This is a genomic window from Pseudomonas batumici, from assembly GCF_036585405.1.
In the GTDB taxonomy this organism is placed as follows: domain Bacteria; phylum Pseudomonadota; class Gammaproteobacteria; order Pseudomonadales; family Pseudomonadaceae; genus Aquipseudomonas; species Aquipseudomonas batumici.
The window spans coordinates 4,292,252-4,312,746 of the sequence record NZ_CP144470.1; the positions used below are offsets into that span (position 1 = coordinate 4,292,252).

A 20,495-nucleotide genomic window follows, 5' to 3' on the forward strand; every position below is an offset into this window, starting at 1 on the left:
CGCCACTAGATTAGGCCTGCGCGGGGGGTAGGAGCAAGGGTAGGGCGGTGTAGGGATTGTTTACGCTTTGTGCAGGGCTCAAAACCTGTGGGAGCCGGCAAGCCGGCTCCCACAGGGGGCTGTATCGCTCTCCCGATAGAGGTTACTGCGCGGTACGGCTCACCTGACGCAACGGCGTGCCACGCACCGGGGCTTCGCCCGCCACGTAGTAGTCGGCCTTGCTGCGCGGCAGCGGCTGGCGGCCACGGATCTTGTCGGCGATTTTCTCGGCCATCATGATCGTCGGCGCGTTCAGGTTACCGGTGGTGATGATCGGCATGATCGAGGCATCGACCACCCGCAGGCCTTGCATGCCATGCACGCGACCCTGGCCGTCGACCACCGCCATCTCGTCGGTGCCCATCTTGCACGAGCAGGACGGGTGGAACGCGGTCTCGGCGTGCTCGCGGACAAACTGGTCCAGTTGCTCGTCGGTCTGCACCTCGATACCCGGGCTGATCTCACGCCCACGGTAAGCATCCAGGGCCGGCTGCTGCATGATTTCCCGGGTCAGGCGGATGCCGTCGCGGAATTCCTGCCAGTCCTGCTCGGTGGCCATGTAGTTGAACAGGATGCTCGGGTGCTGGCGCGGGTCCTTGGACTTGAGCTGGATACGACCGCGGCTCGGCGAACGCATGGAACCCATGTGCGCCTGGAAGCCATGTTCCTTCACACCGTTGCTGCCGTTGTAGTTGATCGCCACCGGCAGGAAGTGGTACTGGATATTCGGCCATTCGAATTCCGGACGGGTACGAATGAAACCGCCGGCCTCGAACTGGTTGCTGGCGCCGATGCCGGTGCCGTTGAACAGCCATTCGGCACCGATCGCCGGCTGGTTCCACCACAGCAGCGACGGATACAGCGAAACCGGCTGGGTGCAGGCGTATTGCAGGTACAGTTCCAGGTGGTCCTGCAGGTTCTCGCCGACGCCCGGCAGATCGTGGACTACCGGGATGTCCAGGCTTTGCAGGAGCTTGGCCGGACCGACGCCGGAGCGTTGCAGCAACTGTGGCGAGGCAATCGCGCCGCTGCTGACGATGACTTCCTTGCGCGCGCGGACTTCGACCGGTTCTTCGGCCGAGCCCAGCAGGTAACGCACGCCGACCGCCCGCTTGCCTTCGAAGAGGATCCTGTCGGTCAGGGCGTGGGTGACGATGGTCAGGGTCGAGCGCTGCTTGGCAGTGTCCAGGTAACCGCGCGCGGTGCTGGAGCGACGGCCCTTGGGCGTCACGGTGCGGTCCATCGGACCGAAACCTTCCTGTTGGTAGCCGTTGAGGTCCACTGTGCGCGGGTAACCGGCCTGCACGCCGGCTTCGACCATGGCGTGGAACAGTGGGTTGTTGCCGGCCTTGGGCGTGGTCACGCTGACCGGGCCTTCGCCGCCGTGGTAGTCGTTGGGGCCGATGTCACGGGTTTCCGCCTTGCGGAAATACGGCAGGCAGTCGAGGTAGGTCCAGTCTTCCAGGCCCGGCAGCTTGGCCCAGCCGTCGTAGTCCATGGCGTTGCCGCGGATGTAGCACATGCCGTTGATCAGCGAGGAGCCGCCCAGGCCCTTGCCGCGACCGCACTCCATGCGCCGTCCGTCCATATGCGGTTCCGGGTCGGTTTCGTAGGCCCAGTTGTAGCGCTTGCCTTGCAGCGGAAAGGCCAGGGCGGCGGGCATCTGGGTGCGGAAGTCGAGGCGGTAGTCGGGGCCGCCGGCTTCGAGCAGCAGGACGGTGACACCGGCGTCTTCGGTTAGGCGGGTGGCCAGGGTGTTACCGGCGGAGCCGGCACCGATGATGATGTAGTCGTATTCTTGGGACATGAAATGCAGCCCTCGTGGAAGTGGGTCGGGGGTGGGCGCCCGTGAAGATGACTTCACGGGCAATCCAGGGCTCGGGTCTTAGAACACCGAGTTGTATTCACCCAGTTCCACTTGCACCGATTTGATCCGCGTGAAGTTGTTCAACGAGCTGATGCCGTTCTCGCGGCCGACACCCGACTGCTTGTAGCCGCCGACCGGCATCTTGGCGTCGGACTCGCCCCAGGCGTTGATCCAGCAGATACCGGCTTCGAGCTGATGAATCACGCGGTGGGCGCGGTTCAGGTCGCGGGTCACCACACCGGCGGCCAGGCCGAAGTCGGTGTCGTTGGCGCGGCGGATCACTTCTTCTTCGGTTTCGTAGCTGAGGATGCTCATCACCGGGCCGAAGATCTCTTCACGGACGATGGTCATGTCGTCGCGGCAGTCGGTGAACACGGTCGGGGCCACAAAGGCGCCCTTGGCGAATTCGCCGCTGGTCAGGCGTTCGCCGCCGCACAGCAGGCGTGCGCCTTCTTCCTTGCCCTTGGCGATGTAGCCGAGCACGCTTTCCATATGGGCGAAGCTGACCAGCGGGCCGAAGTTGGTGTTCTCGTCTTCCGGGTTACCGACGCGGATACGCGCCACGCGCTCGACGATCTTGGCTTCGAAGGCGGCTTTCAGGTGGCTCGGCACGAACACGCGGGTGCCGTTGGTGCAGACCTGGCCGGAGCTGTAGAAGTTGGCCATCATCGCGGTGTCGGCGGCGCGATCGAGGTCGGCGTCGTCGCAAATGATCAGCGGCGACTTGCCGCCCAGTTCCATGGTCACGTCCTTGAGCGACGAGCTGGAAGCGCTGGCCATGACCTTCTTGCCGGTGTCGGTACCGCCAGTGAAGGAGACTTTCTCGATGCGCGGGTGTTCGGTCAGCCAGGTGCCGACTTCACGGCCGCTGCCGGTCAGGACGTTGAACACGCCGTCCGGCACACCGGCTTCAGTGTAGATCTCGGCCAGCTTCAGGGTGGTCAGCGAGGTGACTTCGCTTGGCTTGAAGATCATCGCGTTGCCGGCGGCCAGGGCCGGTGCGGATTTCCACAGGGCGATCTGGATCGGGTAGTTCCAGGCGCCGATACCGGCCACCACGCCCAGCGGTTCGCGACGGGTGTAGACGAACGAAGTGGTGCGCAGCGGGATCTGCTCGCCTTCGATGGCGGGCACCAGGCCGGCGTAGTATTCCAGCACGTCGGCGCCGGTGACGATGTCGACGTAACGGGTTTCGGAATAGGCCTTGCCGGTGTCCAGGGTTTCCAGGACCGCCAGTTCGTCGTTGCGCTCACGGAGGATCTCCACGGCGCGACGCAGGATCCGCGAACGCTCCATGGCGGTCATCGCGGCCCAGATTTTCTGGCCTTTCTCGGCACTGACCACGGCACGCTCGACGTCGTCCTTGGTTGCACGTTGCACTTTGGCGAGCACTTCACCGTTAGCCGGGTTGATGGTATCGAAAGTCGCATCGCCGCCGGCGTCGGTGTAGCCGCCGTCGATGTAGAGTTTTTGCAGTTCGAAACGGGCCATAGTGTCCTCGCAAGTGCATCAGTGGTTGGCGTTAACCGCCGGCCGCGCCATCAGGTGCTGGCGATACCGATCGGCAGTCGTTCAGGGGCCGAGCGTTTCTCGGTGCTCTAGCACTCCTGCTTAGCCAGTTGGAAATCCATGTATTCGTAAGCGATCCGTTGCGCCTGTACGGTGTCGAACGCGTCTCCCGACAACGCACCGCGCAACCACAAACCGTCGATCAACGCTGCCAGCCCCCGTGCCGCGCTTCGTGCCGCGGGCAGCGGCAGGGCACGGCGGAACTGGCAGCACAGGTTGGAATACAGACGGTGATCGTTGATCCGCTGCAACCTGTGCAAAGACGGGTGGTGCATGCTGGTGGCCCAGAAGGCCAACCAGGTTTTCATTGCCGGGCCATTGACCTGGCTGGCGTCGAAGTTGCCTTCGATGATCACCTGCAGATGGGCCCTGGGGCTTGCATCTGTCAGCGCCAGGCGGCGCGCGGCGACGTTCTCGGTGAGGACATTCATCAGGTACCGCATCGTGGCGGCGATCAGGCCGTTCTTGTCCTGAAAATAGTGACTGATGATGCCATTCGAGACACCGGCCAAACGGGCTATCAGCGCAATGCTGGCGTCCCCCATTCCGACCTGATCGACCGCCGTCAAGGTGGCTTCGATCAATTGCTGGCGGCGTATGGGTTGCATACCGACCTTGGGCATCGTGCATCTCTCCTCAGGCCCGCCGGCAGACGTGGAACGACTACCGGTATGTGGGCCAGTCTATTTTGTTTTGATTGAACGTTCAATCAACAAAGAATAAGATCCGCGACAAATCGTCGCTGCCTAGGGTTTTTCCTACATGCAGTTGGCGGAAAAACGACCTCCGAAAAAACACCGAACCTGCGGGGCAGACACGCCGCGCAGGCGAAGACGGTCCTTGCGCGCCGGTTTTGGCGCAATCCCCCGCAGGGCCGGGGTTTTTTCGGGGTGTCTTTATATCACCCGGCGGTCGACTGCCCACTAACCGATCGGCCGGGTGCCGTGTTGCCTTGTGTCTTTCTCCCGCACTGCCTGGAGCCTCCGTGCAATGAGTTCTGCCTCGCTTATAAAGACCCCCGCCGAAAAGGTGCGGGTCAACGGTTGGGTGTTCTACACCTCGACCGCGTTGATTCTGTTGCTCACCGCCATCCTGATCATCGCCCCGCAAGAGGCCGGCAAACTGCTCGGCGTGGCCCAGGCCTGGCTGTCGCGCAGCTTTGGCTGGTACTACATGGTGGTGATCGCCGCCTACCTGGTGTTTGTCATCGGGCTGGCGTTCTCCTCCTACGGCAAGTTGAAGCTGGGCTCCAGGCAGGACACCCCGGACTTCAGCTACGGCGCCTGGGCCGGGATGCTGTTTTCCTCGGGGATCGGCATTTCGCTGCTGTACTTCGGCGCTTCCGAGCCGCTGGACCACTATTTCAACCCGCCTGAAGGCGTGGCCGGCAGCCATGCGGCCGCGCGCCAGGCATTGCAGCTGACCTTCCTGCACTGGGGCCTGCACGGTTGGGCGATCTATGCGCTGGTCGGCCTGGCCGTGGCCTACTTCGCCTATCGGCACAACCAGCCGCTGGCGTTGCGCTCGGCGCTGTACCCGCTGGTGGGGGAGCGTTGGGTCAAGGGCGCGGCCGGTCACGCGGTGGACGGTTTCGGCATGTTCGTGACCCTGCTGGGCCTGGTGACCAACCTGGGCATCGGTTCGATGCAGGTGTCCTCGGGCCTGGAAAGCCTGTTCGGCATGACCCACAGCAACACCAACCTGCTGATCGTGATCATCGTGATGAGCACCGTGGCGACCATCGCCGCCGTGTCGGGCGTGGAGAACGGCATTCGCCGCCTGTCCAACCTGAACATCCTGCTGTTCAGTGGCCTGCTGATCTTCGTGCTGCTGTTCGGTCCGACCCTGCACCTGCTCAACGGCTTCGTGCAGAACATCGGCGACTACCTCAACGGCGTGGTGCTCAAGACCTTCGACCTCTACGTCTACGAAAACGACGCCGAGAAGTCCGACCGCTGGCTGGGCTTGTGGACCCTGTTCTACTGGGCCTGGTGGATTTCCTGGGCGCCATTCGTGGGCATGTTCATCGCGCGTATTTCCCGTGGGCGTACCGTGCGCGAGCTGGTGGCCGGCGTATTGCTGATCCCGTTGGGCTTCACCCTGGCGTGGCTGTCGATCTTCGGCAACTCGGCCCTGGACCTGGTGATGAACCATGAGGCGGTGGCGCTGGGCAAGACGGCGCTGGAACAGCCGTCCATGTCGATCTATCAACTGCTGGAGCATTACCCGGCGTCGAAAGTCGTTATCGGCGTGTCGATCTTTGTCGGCTTCGTGCTGTTCCTGACCCCGGCCGACTCCGGCGCGGTGATGATGGCCAACTTGTCGTGCAAGGGCGGCGAGGTGGACGAGGACGCGCCGCACTGGTTGCGGATCTTCTGGTCGGCGGTGATCACCCTGGTGACCATCGGCTTGTTGTTCGCCGGCAACTTCGAAGCCATGCAGACCATGGTGGTGCTGGCGGGCCTGCCGTTCTCGGTGGTGCTGGTGTTCTTCATGTTCGGTTTGTACAAGGCCATGGGCCAGGACGTGCGGGCCGAAGAGGAACAGGCGGAGCTGGCGGCCCTTGGTCGTCGCGGTACCGGCGAGCGCCTGGGCACGGTGGATCGGCAACGGACCCGCGCGGTGGTTGAGCACTGAGTACAGGCACGTGACTACCCGTTCGAAAGACATCGACAACTCCTGGGCCGGGTCTATAGCTGAGGGTTGAGCGACGCGCTGCATCTGCTGTGCCACAAACAAAAACGCCGCGATACTCTCGCGGCGTTCTTGTCTGTGTCTCAACCCAGGTTCTTGCCCAGCAGCGCGTGGTACAGCTCGCTGTCGCCAAGGATCCCCACCACCTTGTTGTTGTCGTGCAGCACCAGCTTGTTGCCGGTCTGGTAGCGGATCTGCAGCGCATCGCGCATGCCGATGTTCGAGTCCACCAGCGTTGGCGTACGCCCCAGGCCTTCCACCGACTGGCCCTGCACCCAGCTTTGCAGGTTCAGGCTGGAACCGTTCTGGCGGGCTCCCTTGATGGTGTTGCCTTCGGCCAGGTCGATCCAGGAGTCGCCGCCCGGGTCGATGCACACCGAACCGTTGATCCGCTTGCAGTTGTCCAGGGTGCGCATCAGGCTGCGCCCGCAGAGCACGTTGAGCGGATTGGTGTGGGCGACGAAGGTCCGTACGTATTCGTCCGCCGGGTTGAGCACGATGTCTTCCGGCTTGCTGTACTGGATGATCCGACCGTCCTTCATGATGGCGATGCGGCTGCCCAGCTTCAGGGCTTCATCCAGGTCATGACTGACGAACACGATGGTCTTGTGCAGCTTGCGCTGCAGGTCGAGCAGTTCATCCTGCAAGCCTTGGCGAATCAGCGGGTCGAGGGCCGAAAAGGGTTCGTCCATCAACAGGATGTCGGCGTCCATCGCCAGGGCGCGGGCCAGGCCCACCCGTTGTTGCATACCGCCGGACAGCTCGTCGGGCTTCTTGTTACGCCATTGCTCAAGGCCCACCAGTTGCAGCTTCTCGTCCACCAGCTGGCGGCGTTCCTTCTCCGGACGGCCCTGCATCTCCAGGCCGAAGCTGATGTTCTCGCGCACCGTCAGCCAGGGCATCAGGGCGAACTTCTGGAACACCATGGCGATGCGCTTGGTGCGCATCATCTTGAGCTCGGCTTCGGTGCAGTTGGCGATGTCGACCTGCCGGCCTTCATGCTCGACGTACAGGTGGCCGCGGCTGACCGTATTCAAGCCGTTGATGCAGCGCAGCAGGCTGGACTTGCCGGAACCGGACAACCCCATCAGGACGCAGATCTCGCCTTTCTCGATTTCCAGGCTGGCGTTTTCCACACCGACGATCTGGCCGGTCTTTTTCAGGATCTCTTCACGCTTGAGGCCTTTGTCCAGCAGCGCGAGGGCCTCTCGCGGGTTCTTGGAGAAGATGACGTCTACCTTGTCGAAGCGAATGATGCTCATGCGTCACCCCTTACCTGTGCGTCGGGTTGTTTGCAGATACGGTCGAGCATGATTGCCAGCAATACGATCGCCAGGCCGGCTTCGAAGCCCAGGGCGATATCAGCGGTGTTCAGTGCGTTGACCACGGGTTTGCCCAAGCCATCGGCACCCACCAGTGCGGCGATCACCACCATCGACAACGACAGCATGATGCACTGGGTGACACCGGCGGCGATGCTCGGCATGGCGTGGGGCAGTTCAATGCGCGAGAGCAGTTGACGGCGCGAGCAGCCGAAGGCCTTGCCGGCGTCCATCAGTTCTTGCGGGACATCCTGGATGCCCAGGTAGGTCAGGCGGATGGGCGCGGCAATCGCGAACACCACCGTGGAGATCAGACCCGGGACGACACCCAGACCGAACAGGGTCAGGGTTGGAATGAGGTACACGAAGGTCGGTACGGTCTGCATCAGGTCGAGGACCGGACGCATGATGGTGTAGAACATGGGCTTGTGCGCGGCGACGATGCCCAGCGGCACGCCGATGATCACGCAGACGAAGGTGGCGAACATCACCTGGGCCAGGGTTTCCATGGTCTCCTGCCAGTACCCCAGGTTGAGGATCAGCAGGAAGGAGGCGATCACGAAGGCGGTCAGGCCCCATTTGCGTTGGATCAGGTGGGCGATCACCGCGATCAGTGCGATCAATGCCAGCGGATTGAACCAGGCCAGCGCAAAGGTCACGCCGTGGATCATCGCTTCCAGCGTCGAGGCGATGAGGTCGAAGTAACTGGCACCGTGCTTCGTCAACCATTCGACAAACGCCGCGATGTACTGGCCCAGGGGGATTTTATGTTCAGTCAGCATGGTATCGAACGTCCACATGCGGGGAAATAAATGCCTGTCCGGGCGGACGAACCCGCCCGGACATGGCGGTTATTGCGCGAGCTTGGCCTTCACGGCTTCCAGGCCAGGTTTTCCGTCAATGGTGGTCACGCCCGCCAGCCAGGTGGTCAGCACCTGTGGGTTTTTCTTCAGCCAGGCCTTGGCGGCGGCTTCAGGCTTCATCTTGTCGTCGAGGATGTTGCCCATCAGCGAGCTTTCCATGTCGACGGTGAACTCGAGGTTCTTCAGCAGTTGGCCGACGTTGCTGCATTCCTGGCTGTAGCCCTTGCGGGTGTTGGTCAGGACGGTCGCTGCACCGAAGTCCGGGCCGAAGTATTCGTCGCCGCCGGTCAGGTATTCGATCTTGAAGCGCTTGTTCATCGGGTGCGGCGCCCAGCCGAGGAAGACCACGGCGGTGTCGCGCTTCTGCGCGCGCTCGACCTGCGAGAGCATGCCGGCTTCGCTGGATTCGACGACTTTGAAACCAGCGTCCTTCAGGCCGAAGGCGTTCTTATCGATCATACTCTGAATCAGGCGGTTGCCGTCGTTGCCTGGCTCGATGCCGTAGATCTTGCCGTCCAGTTCCTTCTTGAACTTGGCGATATCGGCGAAGTCATGCAGGCCCTTGTCGTACAGTGCCTGAGGCACGGCGAGGGTGTACTTGGCGCCCTTGAGGTTGGTGCGCACGGTTTCCACGGTGCCGGCATCGCGGTAGGCCTTGATGTCGTTTTCCATGGTCGGCATCCAGTTGCCGAGGAACACGTCCATGTTCTTGCCGTCGGCCAGGGACTTGTAGGTCACCGGCACGGAAATCATCGTGGTCTTGGTCTTGTAGCCCAGGGCGTCGAGCACCACGCTGGTGGTCGCCGTGGTGGCGGTGATGTCAGTCCAACCGACATCAGAGAAGTTAACGGTACTGCACTGCGCCGGCTCTGCGGCCTGGGCCAGCATGGGCAGACTGAGCATTGCGGCCAACAACAACGACGGGGAACCTTTCATGGGTGGACTCCTGGATGTTTATTTTTGGCAGTGGTCCGACTGGACGATCGCACTTAGTTATTGTGTGTTGCGGTTGTAGGCGCTGAGGACGGCTCTACCCCGGTGCCTTGCAATCGAGTCGAGACTGATCATGTACCAGCCTAAATCTGTCGCCTACAGGGTGCGTCGTATCCAGTACAGGGAGGGTCGCATCCAGTGTCGGTGAGGTCGTTTACAGCTTTTTTCCGGGCTTTTTTCCCTTCTGCGACGCAAAAAAACGCCGAAATTTGCCTGTGCGCGGACGCTGGCGTTGCTGGGCATGAGTGCGTCGGTGTCAGACGTCGTGTGGGCTTTCAAAAGGCTGATGATGCTTTATCCCGGCGGATTGCGACCTTGAGCGTAGCAGCTCCGCCACCGGACGCTCAGGCGTCTGGAACAGGCACTCAGAGGACTTCGCAACAATGGCAATCAGCGTGTTTGACCTGTTCAAGATCGGTATCGGCCCCTCCAGTTCCCACACCGTGGGGCCCATGCGCGCTGCGGCGCTGTTCGTCCAGGGGCTGCGTGAGCGTGGCGAGCTTGAGCGGGTGACGCGGGTCGAAGTGCAACTCTATGGTTCTCTGTCGGCCACCGGCATCGGTCACGGCAGCGACAACGCGGTGATCATGGGCCTGATGGGCGAATGGCCGGACGCGATCGATCCGTCGCAAATCGGCCTGCGCATCGCCACCCTGCGTGAAACCGACACGCTGTTGCTGGACAACCGCCTGCCGATTCCTTTTGTCTGGGCGCGGGACATGCGCCTGATCGACGAGAACCTGGCGTTCCATCCCAATGCCATGACCCTGGTGGCCGAAGGCGAGGGCGGCGAGCTGTATCGCGATACCTACTATTCCGTGGGCGGCGGTTTTGTCGTCGACCAGGCCCAGGCCGACAGCGGCGTGGCGGACCTGGACAGCACGGTGTTGCCCTATGACTTCTCCAGTGCCGTGGAATTGCTCGAGTTGTGTCGGCAACACGGCCTGAGCGTGGCCGAGCTGATGCTGGCCAATGAAAAGGTCTGGCGTTCCGAGGACGAGATCCGCAGCGGCCTGATGAAGCTCTGGCGGGCCATGCAGGATTGCGTCGAGCATGGCCTCAAGCACGAAGGCATCCTGCCCGGTGGCCTGAATGTGCGCCGGCGCGCGGCCAAGCTGCACCGCAGCCTGCAGGAACTGAACAAGCCCAACGTCATCGGTTCGACCCTGAGCGCCATGGAGTGGGTGAACCTGTTCGCCCTGGCGGTCAACGAAGAGAACGCGGCGGGCGGGCGCATGGTCACGGCACCGACCAACGGTGCGGCGGGGATTATCCCGGCGGTGCTGCACTACTTCATGAAGTTCAGCGAGGCGGTCACCGACGCCAATGTCGTCGACTATTTCCTCGCGGCGGCGGCGGTGGGGATCCTGTGCAAGAAGAACGCGTCGATCTCGGGGGCCGAGGTCGGTTGCCAGGGTGAAGTGGGCTCGGCTTGTGCCATGGCGGCGGCGGGTTTGGCGCAGGTGCTCGGGGCGACGCCGGAGCAGTTGTGCAACGCGGCGGAAATCGGCCTGGAACACAACCTGGGGCTGACCTGCGATCCGGTGGGCGGGCTGGTGCAGGTGCCGTGCATCGAGCGCAACGCGATTGCCGCGGTCAAGGCGATCAACGCGGCGCAGATGGCCTTGCGCGGCGACGGCCAGCATTTCATTTCGCTGGACCGGGTGATCCGCACCATGCGCGATACCGGGGCCGACATGCATGACAAATATAAAGAGACATCGCGCGGTGGGTTGGCGGTCAGTGCGGTGGAGTGCTGAGGCCGGGCCCACGCCAAGGCTGTGCACAAATCGAACATTCACCCTGGGATGCGCCACCTTTTGGCGCGTCGCAAACAGGTAACTGATAGCCCTTCGCAACACTCCTCTTTGAGCCTGTGACCGCCGGTCACCCGTGCTTGCGGTGACACTCTATTCCGGCGCTTCCCGGCGCCGGGCACACAAGTGCTACCGAACTGCTCAAGCCGCCTGGGCAGGTCGCTTTCAGACATTTCTCAGACTTATAACCCGCATTCATGGCATGGGCTATATAGACGCTTCGCGACGTCGTTTTCAGGAGTTATTGAATACCTATTCAATTTTCGGCATGGCAATTGCTCTGTCATTACAAAGCCCCGCTCCGCTAGAGAACGAGGGCCATAACAAGAGCCTCCGCCTGAGGCCATCACCTGCTTTGTGTGAGGAGATATCGCGATGACGTCGTTCCAGTCCGGTGCTCAACCCCAGAACCGTGCGCCTCAATCCATCGGCTTCCTGCTGCTGGATAATTTCACGCTCATTTCTCTGGCTTCCGCTGTAGAACCGCTACGGATGGCCAACCAATTGTCCGGCCGCGAGCTGTATCGCTGGACGACCCTGAGCGTCGATGGCGGACAGGTCTGGGCCAGCGACGGCCTGCAGATCACCCCCGACGCCTCCATGCACAAAGCCCCGGCCATGGACACTGTGATTGTCTGCGGCGGCATCGGTATTCAACGCACCGTGACCCGTGAGCACGTGTCCTGGTTGCAGAGCCAGGCCCGTCAGTCCCGTCGCCTCGGCGCCGTGTGCACCGGCAGCTGGGCCCTGGCCTGCGCCGGCTTGCTCGACGGCTTCGACTGCAGCGTGCACTGGGAGTGTCTGGCCGCGATGCAGGAAGCTTTCCCGCGAGTGGCCATGAGCACCCGCCTGTTCACCCTCGACCGTAACCGTTTCACCAGCTCCGGCGGTACCGCGCCGCTGGACATGATGCTGCACCTGATCAGCCGTGATCATGGGCGCGAGTTGTCGGCGGCGATCTCGGAGATGTTCGTCTACGAGCGTATCCGCAACGAACAGGATCACCAGCGCGTGCCGCTCAAGCACATGCTGGGTACCAACCAGCCGAAGCTGCAGGAAATCGTTGCGCTGATGGAAGCCAACCTGGAAGAGCCGATCGATCTGGACGAACTGGCGGTGTATGTTTCCGTGTCCCGTCGGCAGCTGGAGCGGTTGTTCCAGAAATACCTGCACTGCTCGCCGTCGCGTTACTACCTGAAGCTGCGGCTGATTCGGGCGCGGCAGTTGCTCAAGCAGACGCCGATGTCGATTATCGAAGTGGCGTCGGTGTGTGGTTTTGTCTCCACGCCGCACTTCTCCAAGTGCTACCGCGAGTACTTCGGTATTCCGCCACGTGACGAGCGCGTCGGTTCCAACACCACCCAGCAAGTGGCGATGATGCCGATTCCGCAGGCGCTGGTGCTGGCGCCGTTGTCCGGGCCGATGTCGGCGTTGAGCCAGGCGCGTAATGAGTCGACGTTTGCCAGTGTGAGGCTCTGACCGAGCCGCCTTGCAGCCCGGCCCTACAGAGGCTGGGCTTGGCGGTATTTTTCGGTGAAACGCCGTACCTGTAGGAGCCAGCTTGCTGGCGATGAGGCCCTTGAGCCTTGAGGCGTCCATCCGGACGCCATCGCCAGCAATCGAGCGTCGACCGGCCGCTCCTACAGGTTTCGCGGCGTTTTCAATCTCCTGCCAACGGTTCCTGAATCAGGCCGGGCGGCTCTGCTGATACAGCGCCAACGCCGGCAACAACTGCTTGTCGATGGCCTGGCGCACCGCCGGCAGAATCGTCGCGCTGCTGGTGTACATCTCCTTGACCATCTTGCGCAGCTCATAGGCCCGGGCGTCGTCGAGGCCGCGTACCGCACACTCGCAGGCCTGCTCGGCGGTGGCACCGCTCGGCACTTGCAGGCCGAGGGATTTGAGCTGGCCCAACAGGTCTTCCTGGTCAATCAAATCCGCGTACATCATGGCGCTGGTCCTTGTTCCGATATGATCGTGTTTCGATTCTGGTAGCCCTGCGTGGCGTCGGCAAGAGCCGATCGGCCGAGTGACTCTGATACCTATGAACAGGTCGTTTTCGGCTAACTCGCAGGTAGGGCAAGCGGGCACACTGGGTACCAGCAGACTTATCGACGGTTTGGTCACCCTCGGTTCGGGTCTCTGCGGACACTCCTCACCCCGATCCTGTCACGGCTTGATCGGGGTTTTTTTTGCCCGCGAAGAGGCCGGATCAGGCAGCGTTAACTTCAGCGCTGCAACACCAATATCCGCGACAACAATTCATCCCGGTCGATATAGCAGCCCTGGAAATGCCGCGCCCCGGTGGCCGGGTCGAAGGCATTGCGCGCGTGCAGGGTGCGGCGGTTGTCGAAGCACCAAAGTTCGCCCGGGTTGAGCCGCTGCATCACCCGGAAGCGCGCTTCGCGGGTCATGGCGATAAAGCGCCGATAGGCGCCGTACAGCACCGGCATCTGCTCCACCGACGCCTCGAACGGGCCACGCAGGAAGTTGGCCATGCGGATCTCGCTGACCTGCCCGGTACTGTCCAGCGCAATGACCGGCGCCAGGCAGCGGTAGTCGCTGTGCCGGTCCTTGTTGCGAAACTCCACGGGGATCTCGCTCAGGGCGCGAAACGCCGCCGGATCTTCCCGGCGCAGCGCGTCGGCAATGGCAAAGCCATCGACGAAAATGCTCTCGCCACCCTCGGCGTCATTCACCAGGCAATGCAGGAATTGCAGGCCCGGTTGCAGCTCGCGGGTCGGCAGGTCGCTGTGCAATGGCAGGTTGAAGGCGGTGTAGGCGTTGCTGTCGGCGTCGGCCTTGGATTGCACGTTGAACAGTACGCCGAAATTGGTCTGACGGATAAACGAGATCAGCCGCGCTACTTCGGACAGCGAACCGGGCTCGGTGGGTACGTCGCGCACCTGGGTCAGGCCGGTATCGCGCAGCGCCACTAACCATTGCAGCAAGGCTTTCGGGTCTTCCTTGAGGGCGGCGAACTCGAATACTGGCAAGCTCAGGCGACTATCCCACAACCGGCTTTTCGGCTTACCGGCCTGGCGCTCGGCGCGGGTCTCGTCGTCATAGGCATGGGCCCGCAACCAGCCCGGGTCGAAACGGCTGGCGTGGCCGTCCTGCCAGTCGATGCACAGGCAGCCACCGTCGTCGATGCGGATGGCGGCCGGGGCCAGGTCCTCGGGCACGTCGACGATTTCCAGCACCTGTTCCCGGGTCACCGTGTACACGCACTGCGGGCATGGGCAGTTGTCCCGTAGCCACACGTGATGGTACGGACTGATGCGCCCGTCCGCCCAATACACCTCGATGCGATCCGCCAATGGATGCGCAGCGGTCAGGGTGCTGATCAGCGGGTAACTGCGGAAATCGGCAAAAGCGGCGGCGGTGTTCACGGTGAGCTCCTTTTCGGTGGATTCTTATTTTTTCGCGGGCAATCCAATTACACGACCGATGTATTCCGGGGGCGGCAGGTCGCGCTGGTCTTCGATGATAGCGTGCAGCTTTTCCAGCACGGCGTCGGTGAAGGGCGCCGAACGCGGGCCGGCGAGGTCGACGTGGAGCAGCATCTGTTCGTTGCCGGACAGTTCCTTGTCGCCGCCCACCAGGTGCAGGCTGTGGTAGAGGTGCAGGCGCTTGGCGTCGTGACCGAGGATCTGGGTGTGCACCTCGACCTGGGCGCCGAGCTTCACTTCGTGCAGGTAGTTGAGGTGCAGTTCGAGGGTGAACAGGGAGCTGCCGGTGGCTTCGCGGTTGTCGCTGTCCATGCCCAGGCGCTGCATCAAGGCGTCGGTGGCGTAGCTGAAGATCAGCAGGTAGAAGGCGTCACGCAGGTGGCCGTTGTAGTCGACCCAGTCGGGGATGACTTCGGTGGTGTAGGTGGTGAGGGTGGGCATGCAGGGCTCCCGGAAGTGGGCTGGTCGCAGAGGTGTTGCGCCTGGGCGGGCCTCTTCGCGGGCAAGCTCCGCTCCCACGGGGTTTGTGTCGAGTACGGATCTTGTGTACGACACCTCACCCTGTGGGAGCGGAGCTTGCCCGCGAAGGCGGCCTCCCAAGCACCGATAAACTTACTCGCTGAAGCTCATGCCATGCTTGGCCTTGGTGGTTTTCACCGCCTCCAGCACCGCCAGCAGGCAGTCGTCGCGATAGCGTTCCAGGGCCGAAATGCTGTGTTTGCCCAACTGGTCGCTGGTGCCGTCCACCACGTCGTCGATCAGCTTGTCGGTCAGCTCCGGGGCCGGCAGGTAGGTCCACGGCAACTGCAACGCCGGGCCGAACTGGGCCATGAAGTGGCGCATGCCGGCATCGCCACCGGCCAGGGTGTAGGTCAGGAAGGTGCCCATGAACGACCAGCGCAGGCCGGCGCCAAAGCGGATCGCATCGTCGATTTCGCCAGTGGTGGCGACGCCGTCGTTGACCAGGTGCAAGGCCTCGCGCCACAGCGCTTCGAGCAGACGGTCGGCGATAAAGCCCGGGACTTCCTTGCGCACGTGCAGCGGGCGCATGCCAAGGGATTCATAGACCTTCATCGCCGCCTGCACGGCTTCGGGGGCGGTGTTCTTGCCGCCGACCACTTCAACCAGCGGTAGCAAATACACCGGGTTGAACGGGTGACCGACCACGCAGCGCTCCGGGTGGGTGGCGCTTTCGTAGAATTCGCTGGGCAGCAGGCCCGAGGTGCTGGAGCCGATCAGGGCATTGGGCTTGGCCGCGGCGCTGATCTTGCCATGCAGTTCGAGTTTCAGCTCCAGGCGTTCCGGAGCGCTTTCCTGGATGAAGTCAGCGTCTTTCACGCATTCTTCGATGGTGGCGACAAAGCGCAGGCGGTCCTGCGAGGCGCCGGGGGCCAGGCCCTGTTTCTCCAGGGCACCCCAGGCATTGGCGACGCGCTTGCGCAGGGCCGCTTCGGCGCCCGGAGCCGGGTCCCAGGCGATGACGTCGAGGCCGTGGGCAAGGGCGCGGGAGACCCAGCCGCTGCCGATGACACCGCTGCCCAGGGCGGCGAAGGTTTTGATTTCGGTGATAAAGCTCATGGTGATGTCCTAAAAAAGTTCGCAGTCTCTGTAGGAGCAGCCGGTCGACGCTCGATTGCTCGCGATGGCGGCTCGGGCGCTGCGGGGTATCAGGCACCCCGTGTCATCGTTGACGTCCATCGCGAGCAATCGAGCGTCGACCGGCTGCTCCTACAGTTGAGGGTTGTTTTGGGGTCAGCCGCGCTTGGTCAGGCCCATCTTCACCCGCCCTTCGGCCGGGGTCAGGACACGGGCGCCCAGGCGGCTGAGGATTTCCGTGGCGCGTTCGACCAACTGGCCGTTGGTCGCCAGCACGCCCTTGTCCAGCCACAGGTTGTCTTCCAGGCCGACCCGCACGTTGCCGCCTAGCAGCACCGCTTGCGCCGCCATCGGCATCTGCATGCGACCAATCCCGAACCCGGCCCACACCGCGCCCGCCGGCAGGTTGTCGACCATGGCCTTCATGGTGGTGGTGTCCGCCGGCGCGCCCCATGGGATGCCCAGGCACAGCTGGAACAACGGATCGTCCAGCAGGCCTTCCTTCATCATCTGCTTGGCGAACCACAGGTGGCCGGTGTCGAAGATTTCCAGCTCGGCCTTCACGCCCAGCTCTTGAATGCGCTTGGCACCGGCCCGCAGTTGCGCCGGAGTGGAAACGTAGATGGTGTCGCCGTCGCCGAAATTCAGGGTGCCGCAGTCCAGCGTGCAGATTTCCGGCAGCAGCGCCTCGACATGGGCCAGGCGGGTCAATGGGCCCACCAGGTCGGTGTTCGGGCCGAACTCCATGGGGTTCTCGCCGGCGCCGATTTCCAGGTCGCCGCCCATGCCGGCGGTGAGGTTGACGATGATGTCCACGTCTGCCTCGCGGATCCGCTCCATCACTTCGCGATAGAGCGCCACGTCGCGGCTGAACTTGCCGGTCTCGGGGTTGCGCACGTGGCAATGCACCACGGTGGCGCCGGCCTTGGCCGCTTCCACGGCAGCCGCCGCGATCTGTTTGGGCGTGACCGGAACGTGGGGGCTTTTGCCGGTCGTGTCGCCAGCACCGGTGAGTGCGCAGGTGATGATGACGTCGTGGTTCATGGTGCGGTTTCCTTGCAGGCGTGGTGGTTCACACCGCAGCCGTCGGGGGCTGCGGGTGCGATTTTCGGTGGTTATTTACTGGTCAATTGCAGGTTTTCAGCGGCTGGCTTGCCATCGAAGGTGGTGACACCTTCCAGCCAGCGGGCCTTGTCTTGCGGGTGATCCTTGAGCCACTGTTTGGCCGACTCGAGGGCGTCCTTGTGGTCGAGCAGCGGTTGCATCATGCGGCTCTCGTCGGCGGCGCTGAAGGTCAGGTTGCTCAGCAACTTGTTCACGTTCGGGCATTGTTCGGCATAGGTCGGCGCGGTGACGGTCCAGACGGTGGCCATGCCTTCGTTCGGACCCAACGCGTTTTCGCTACCGGTGAGATAGGTCATCTGCACGTTGACGTTCATCGGGTGCGGCGCCCAGCCGAAGAACACCACGGCTTCCTTACGGCGCACGGCACGATCCACCGCCGAGAGCATGCCGGCCTCACTGGACTCCACCAACTGGAACTTGCCCAGGCCGAACTGGTTCTTGGCGATCATTTCCTTGATCTGGGTGTTGGCGCCGGAGCCGGGCTCGATGCCGTAGATCTTGCCGCCCAGTTCTTTCTCGAACTTGGCGATGTCGGCGAAGGTCTTCAGGCCCTTGTCGGCCAGGTAGGTGGGCACGGCCAGGGTCGCGCGGGCGTCCTTGAGGCTCGGTTCGGCCAGGACCTTGACCTGCTTGGCGTCGACGAACGGGGTGATGGTCTGGGTCATCAGCGGGTTCCAGTAGCCGAGGAACATGTCCAGGCGCTGGTCGCGGATACCGGCGAAGATGATCTGCTGGGATGCGCTGGTCTGCTTGACCTGGTAGCCCAGGCCGTCGAGCAGCACCTGGGTCATGGCGCTGGTGGCGATGACGTCGGTCCAGTTGACCACACCGAGGCGAACGTTCTGGCAGGAGGCTTGCTCCGCGGCCATGACTCCTGTGCTCAGGAGCGCGGTACCGGTGAGTGCGAGCGCACAGCGGCTGATCAGTCGTTTCATGATGATTTCCTCGGCAGGTCGTTATTGTCGGTTCCGGCGTCTTTGTGCCCCGGTGACGTCAAGTTACGCAGCCTGGCCTTGCTGAAAACGCACAGCGGCGACCGACTCTTGCACAGCAGCGACCTGTGCTCTTGTGGCCGTCTCGCAACTGGCGTATCACGTCGGGAACGCTACCCGTCTTGCGAGCGCGTTCCATGTCCCAGGATTTCTATTTCTTGTTGATGCCGGGTTTTTCGGCGATGGGCTTTATCTCGGCGATCGAGCCGCTGCGGGTGGCCAACCGCTTTCGTGGCGAGCTGTATCGCTGGCATGTATTGAGCGCGGACGGCGGGGCGGTGCTGGCGAGCAACGGCATGTCGGTCAACGCCGATGCGGCGTTGGAGCCGTTGAAGAAGGGCGCGACGCTATTGGTGGTGGCCGGATTCGAGCCGCTGAAGTTCGCCACCCCGACCTTGGCTCATTGGTTGCGGCGCCTGGATCATGAAGGCGTAACCCTGGGTGGTATCGACACCGGCAGCGTAGTGCTGGCCGAGGCCGGTCTGCTGGAAGGACACCGCGTGACCCTGCACTGGGAAGCGCTGGAAGCCTTCAAGGAATCTTATCCACAGCTGGAAGTGACCCAGGAGCTGTTCGAGATCGATCGTCGGAGGATCACCTGTGCCGGCGGCACCGCGTCCATCGACATGATGCTCGACCTGATCGGCCAGGCCCACGGCCCGGAACTGGCGATCCAGGTCTCCGAGCAGTTCGTGCTGGGACGCATCCGCCCGCGCAAGGACCACCAGCGCATGCAGATCGCCACGCGCTATGGCATCAGTAACAAGAAGCTGGTGCATGTGGTCGGTGAGATGGAGCAGCACATGGAGCCGCCGTTGAGCACGCTGGAGCTGGCGGAATCGATCAAGGTCACGCGGCGGCAGCTGGAGCGCCTGTTTCGCCTGTACCTCAAGGACACCCCGAGCAATTTCTACCTGGGTTTGCGGCTGGAGAAGGCGCGGCAGCTGCTGCGCCAGACGGACATGAGCGTGCTGGAGGTGAGCATCGCCAGTGGGTTCGAATCTCCGTCGTATTTCACCCGCAGCTACCGGGCGCGGTTTGCCCAGTGCCCGCGGGAGGATCGGCGCGGGATCAAGGCGTAGGCGCCGGCTTATTTTTTCATCAATGCCGCACAGGCCGTCTTGTAGGCTTCATGCTGATATTTGTTCAGCGTGGCCGGCAGGGCGAAGTCGAACTTCTTGTTCTGCGCGTTGATGGTCTGGGGTGACAGCAGTGTCACCTCGCAGTTCTCCAGCAGTTGGAAAACCCCTTCGATCTTGAAGGTGGTCGGCCCGCCGGCGAATTCGCCTTTCTTGCTGCGCTTCTTGATGGCAATCCGTTCGATGCCGGCGTCCTGGACGAACGCCTTGACCTGGGCGGCGAAGGTTTTGACATTGATGGCTTCGTCATCCTCGTCCAGGGCGATTTTTTTGGTGCTGACGGCCACGTGGGCGAGGGCGCTGCCCTGCAAGGTGGCGATGGCGAAGATGGCTTCGCTGCCTTTGATTTCGATGCCGCAGAGGGTCATTGGAGTCCTTGGAGAGTTGGGGGGAGTGCGCCATGTTACCCCCTGTAGGAGCGAGCTTGCTCGCGATGGATGGCCAGACACCACGGGGCATCAGGCTTACCGCGTTATCGTTGACCACCATCGCGAGCAAGCTCGCTCCTACAGTGGGGTAGTGGCGATTGGCCGTAGGCGCTCAGTAATAGACCCCCTCCTCACGAAACCTGGCCATCTGCCTGTAATTCCAGCACAGCAGGCAGACGCACAGCACGATCAGGCTCAAACTGGCGCTGAAAATGTAGAAATCCGCGCGTTTGAAGCTGAATTCGGATTTCAGGCTGTGAAAGTTCGGAAACCAGTCGGAATAGACGATCTGCACCGGATCGCCGATCTGGTACGTCGGGTTCACCACCATGGCATTCAGCGAGAAGGCCCCCTGGCCACGGTTGCCCGCTTCGTAGTCGAAGGCGTAGTAGATATCCGCCGGGGAGGCCTGTTTGCGGGTGTCTATCACCTGCGTGATGGTGCCGGTCACTTCCCGTGGCGCCGCCTTGATCGCGGCATACAGCAGCCCGCCGCTCTTGGACAACGCCGCCATGCCAAAGGCCAGGATAATCAGGAAAAGCAGCAGGACGCCTCGGGTAAAGAGGTAGTCCTGTTCGGTTTCTCGGGGAGCGTACATT

The 20,495-nt window shown here is 62.7% G+C and carries 18 protein-coding genes; 4 read left to right on the forward strand and 14 right to left on the reverse strand.

Annotated elements, in window-relative coordinates:
* Positions 1-142 precede the first annotated feature (142 nt).
* From betA to betI, 3 genes are all read right to left on the reverse strand, one after another.
* Entirely contained in the window at positions 143-1,846 is a 1,704-nt protein-coding gene (gene betA, locus NUH87_RS19440; protein ID WP_338522321.1) for a choline dehydrogenase, read from the reverse strand.
* A 78-nt stretch (positions 1,847-1,924) separates the two neighbouring features.
* A complete protein-coding gene (betB, locus tag NUH87_RS19445; RefSeq protein ID WP_338522322.1) occupies positions 1,925-3,397 on the reverse strand; it encodes a betaine-aldehyde dehydrogenase in 1,473 nt (490 codons plus the stop codon).
* Positions 3,398-3,504: 107 nt separating this feature from the next.
* Positions 3,505-4,098: a transcriptional regulator BetI gene (gene betI, locus NUH87_RS19450; RefSeq protein ID WP_338522323.1), complete on the reverse strand. Its 594-nt coding sequence runs from the start codon at positions 4,096-4,098 to the stop codon at positions 3,505-3,507.
* A gap of 424 nt (positions 4,099-4,522) precedes the next feature.
* On the opposite strand from betI, the gene NUH87_RS19455 reads away from it, so the two are divergent.
* Positions 4,523-6,112, forward strand: a complete 1,590-nt coding sequence (locus NUH87_RS19455; protein WP_338526872.1) for a BCCT family transporter — start codon at positions 4,523-4,525, stop codon at positions 6,110-6,112.
* Positions 6,113-6,252: 140 nt separating this feature from the next.
* On the opposite strand, the gene choV is transcribed toward NUH87_RS19455, so the two are convergent.
* From choV to NUH87_RS19470, 3 genes are all read right to left on the reverse strand, one after another.
* Positions 6,253-7,431 carry a choline ABC transporter ATP-binding protein gene (choV, locus tag NUH87_RS19460; RefSeq protein ID WP_338522324.1) on the reverse strand — a complete coding sequence of 393 codons (1,179 nt, stop codon included), beginning with the start codon at positions 7,429-7,431 and terminating at the stop codon, positions 6,253-6,255.
* The gene (choW, locus tag NUH87_RS19465; protein ID WP_338522325.1) at positions 7,428-8,273 is read right to left on the reverse strand and encodes a choline ABC transporter permease subunit; all 846 of its coding nucleotides are present in this window, start codon (positions 8,271-8,273) and stop codon (positions 7,428-7,430) included. The genes choV and choW overlap by 4 nt, the downstream gene beginning before the upstream one ends.
* Positions 8,274-8,342: 69 nt before the next feature.
* Complete coding sequence (locus NUH87_RS19470; protein WP_338522326.1) at positions 8,343-9,290, reverse strand: choline ABC transporter substrate-binding protein; 948 nt, start codon at positions 9,288-9,290, stop codon at positions 8,343-8,345.
* Positions 9,291-9,730: 440 nt separating this feature from the next.
* Between NUH87_RS19470 and NUH87_RS19475 the strand changes: the two genes are divergently transcribed.
* Both NUH87_RS19475 and NUH87_RS19480 read left to right on the forward strand, forming a co-directional pair.
* The gene (locus tag NUH87_RS19475; protein ID WP_338522327.1) at positions 9,731-11,107 is read left to right on the forward strand and encodes an L-serine ammonia-lyase; all 1,377 of its coding nucleotides are present in this window, start codon (positions 9,731-9,733) and stop codon (positions 11,105-11,107) included.
* A 432-nt stretch (positions 11,108-11,539) separates the two neighbouring features.
* A complete protein-coding gene (locus tag NUH87_RS19480; RefSeq protein ID WP_040071366.1) occupies positions 11,540-12,643 on the forward strand; it encodes a GlxA family transcriptional regulator in 1,104 nt (367 codons plus the stop codon).
* Between the two features lie 207 nt (positions 12,644-12,850).
* Here NUH87_RS19480 and NUH87_RS19485 read toward each other — a convergent pair whose 3' ends face one another.
* The 6 genes from NUH87_RS19485 to choX all read right to left on the reverse strand — a co-directional run bounded on the left by NUH87_RS19485 (position 12,851) and on the right by choX (position 18,272).
* Positions 12,851-13,114, reverse strand: a complete 264-nt coding sequence (locus NUH87_RS19485; RefSeq protein ID WP_040071365.1) for a hypothetical protein — start codon at positions 13,112-13,114, stop codon at positions 12,851-12,853.
* A 278-nt stretch (positions 13,115-13,392) separates the two neighbouring features.
* On the reverse strand, positions 13,393-14,556 hold the full coding sequence (locus NUH87_RS19490) for a gamma-butyrobetaine dioxygenase (protein WP_338522328.1): 1,164 nt from the start codon (positions 14,554-14,556) through the stop codon (positions 13,393-13,395).
* A gap of 24 nt (positions 14,557-14,580) precedes the next feature.
* Positions 14,581-15,057 carry a thioesterase family protein gene (locus tag NUH87_RS19495; RefSeq protein ID WP_338522329.1) on the reverse strand — a complete coding sequence of 159 codons (477 nt, stop codon included), beginning with the start codon at positions 15,055-15,057 and terminating at the stop codon, positions 14,581-14,583.
* A 171-nt stretch (positions 15,058-15,228) separates the two neighbouring features.
* Positions 15,229-16,194 (reverse strand): L-carnitine dehydrogenase, encoded by a 966-nt coding sequence (locus tag NUH87_RS19500; protein WP_338522330.1) that lies wholly within the window; start codon positions 16,192-16,194, stop codon positions 15,229-15,231.
* Between the two features lie 174 nt (positions 16,195-16,368).
* Positions 16,369-17,256 carry a 3-keto-5-aminohexanoate cleavage protein gene (locus NUH87_RS19505; RefSeq protein ID WP_040071362.1) on the reverse strand — a complete coding sequence of 296 codons (888 nt, stop codon included), beginning with the start codon at positions 17,254-17,256 and terminating at the stop codon, positions 16,369-16,371.
* A 71-nt stretch (positions 17,257-17,327) separates the two neighbouring features.
* Complete coding sequence (gene choX / locus NUH87_RS19510; RefSeq protein ID WP_040071361.1) at positions 17,328-18,272, reverse strand: choline ABC transporter substrate-binding protein; 945 nt, start codon at positions 18,270-18,272, stop codon at positions 17,328-17,330.
* Between the two features lie 194 nt (positions 18,273-18,466).
* Here choX and NUH87_RS19515 point away from each other — a divergent pair, with 194 nt between their 5' ends.
* The gene (locus NUH87_RS19515; RefSeq protein ID WP_218224319.1) at positions 18,467-19,411 is read left to right on the forward strand and encodes a GlxA family transcriptional regulator; all 945 of its coding nucleotides are present in this window, start codon (positions 18,467-18,469) and stop codon (positions 19,409-19,411) included.
* Positions 19,412-19,419: 8 nt separating this feature from the next.
* On the opposite strand, the gene NUH87_RS19520 is transcribed toward NUH87_RS19515, so the two are convergent.
* Together NUH87_RS19520 and NUH87_RS19525 are read right to left on the reverse strand one after the other, a co-directional pair.
* On the reverse strand, positions 19,420-19,836 hold the full coding sequence (locus NUH87_RS19520; RefSeq protein WP_338522331.1) for a DUF3010 family protein: 417 nt from the start codon (positions 19,834-19,836) through the stop codon (positions 19,420-19,422).
* 172 nt (positions 19,837-20,008) lie between these two features.
* Positions 20,009-20,494, reverse strand: coding sequence for a hypothetical protein (locus tag NUH87_RS19525; protein ID WP_338522332.1), 486 nt, complete (start codon positions 20,492-20,494; stop codon positions 20,009-20,011).
* Between the last annotated feature and the right edge of the window lies 1 nt (position 20,495).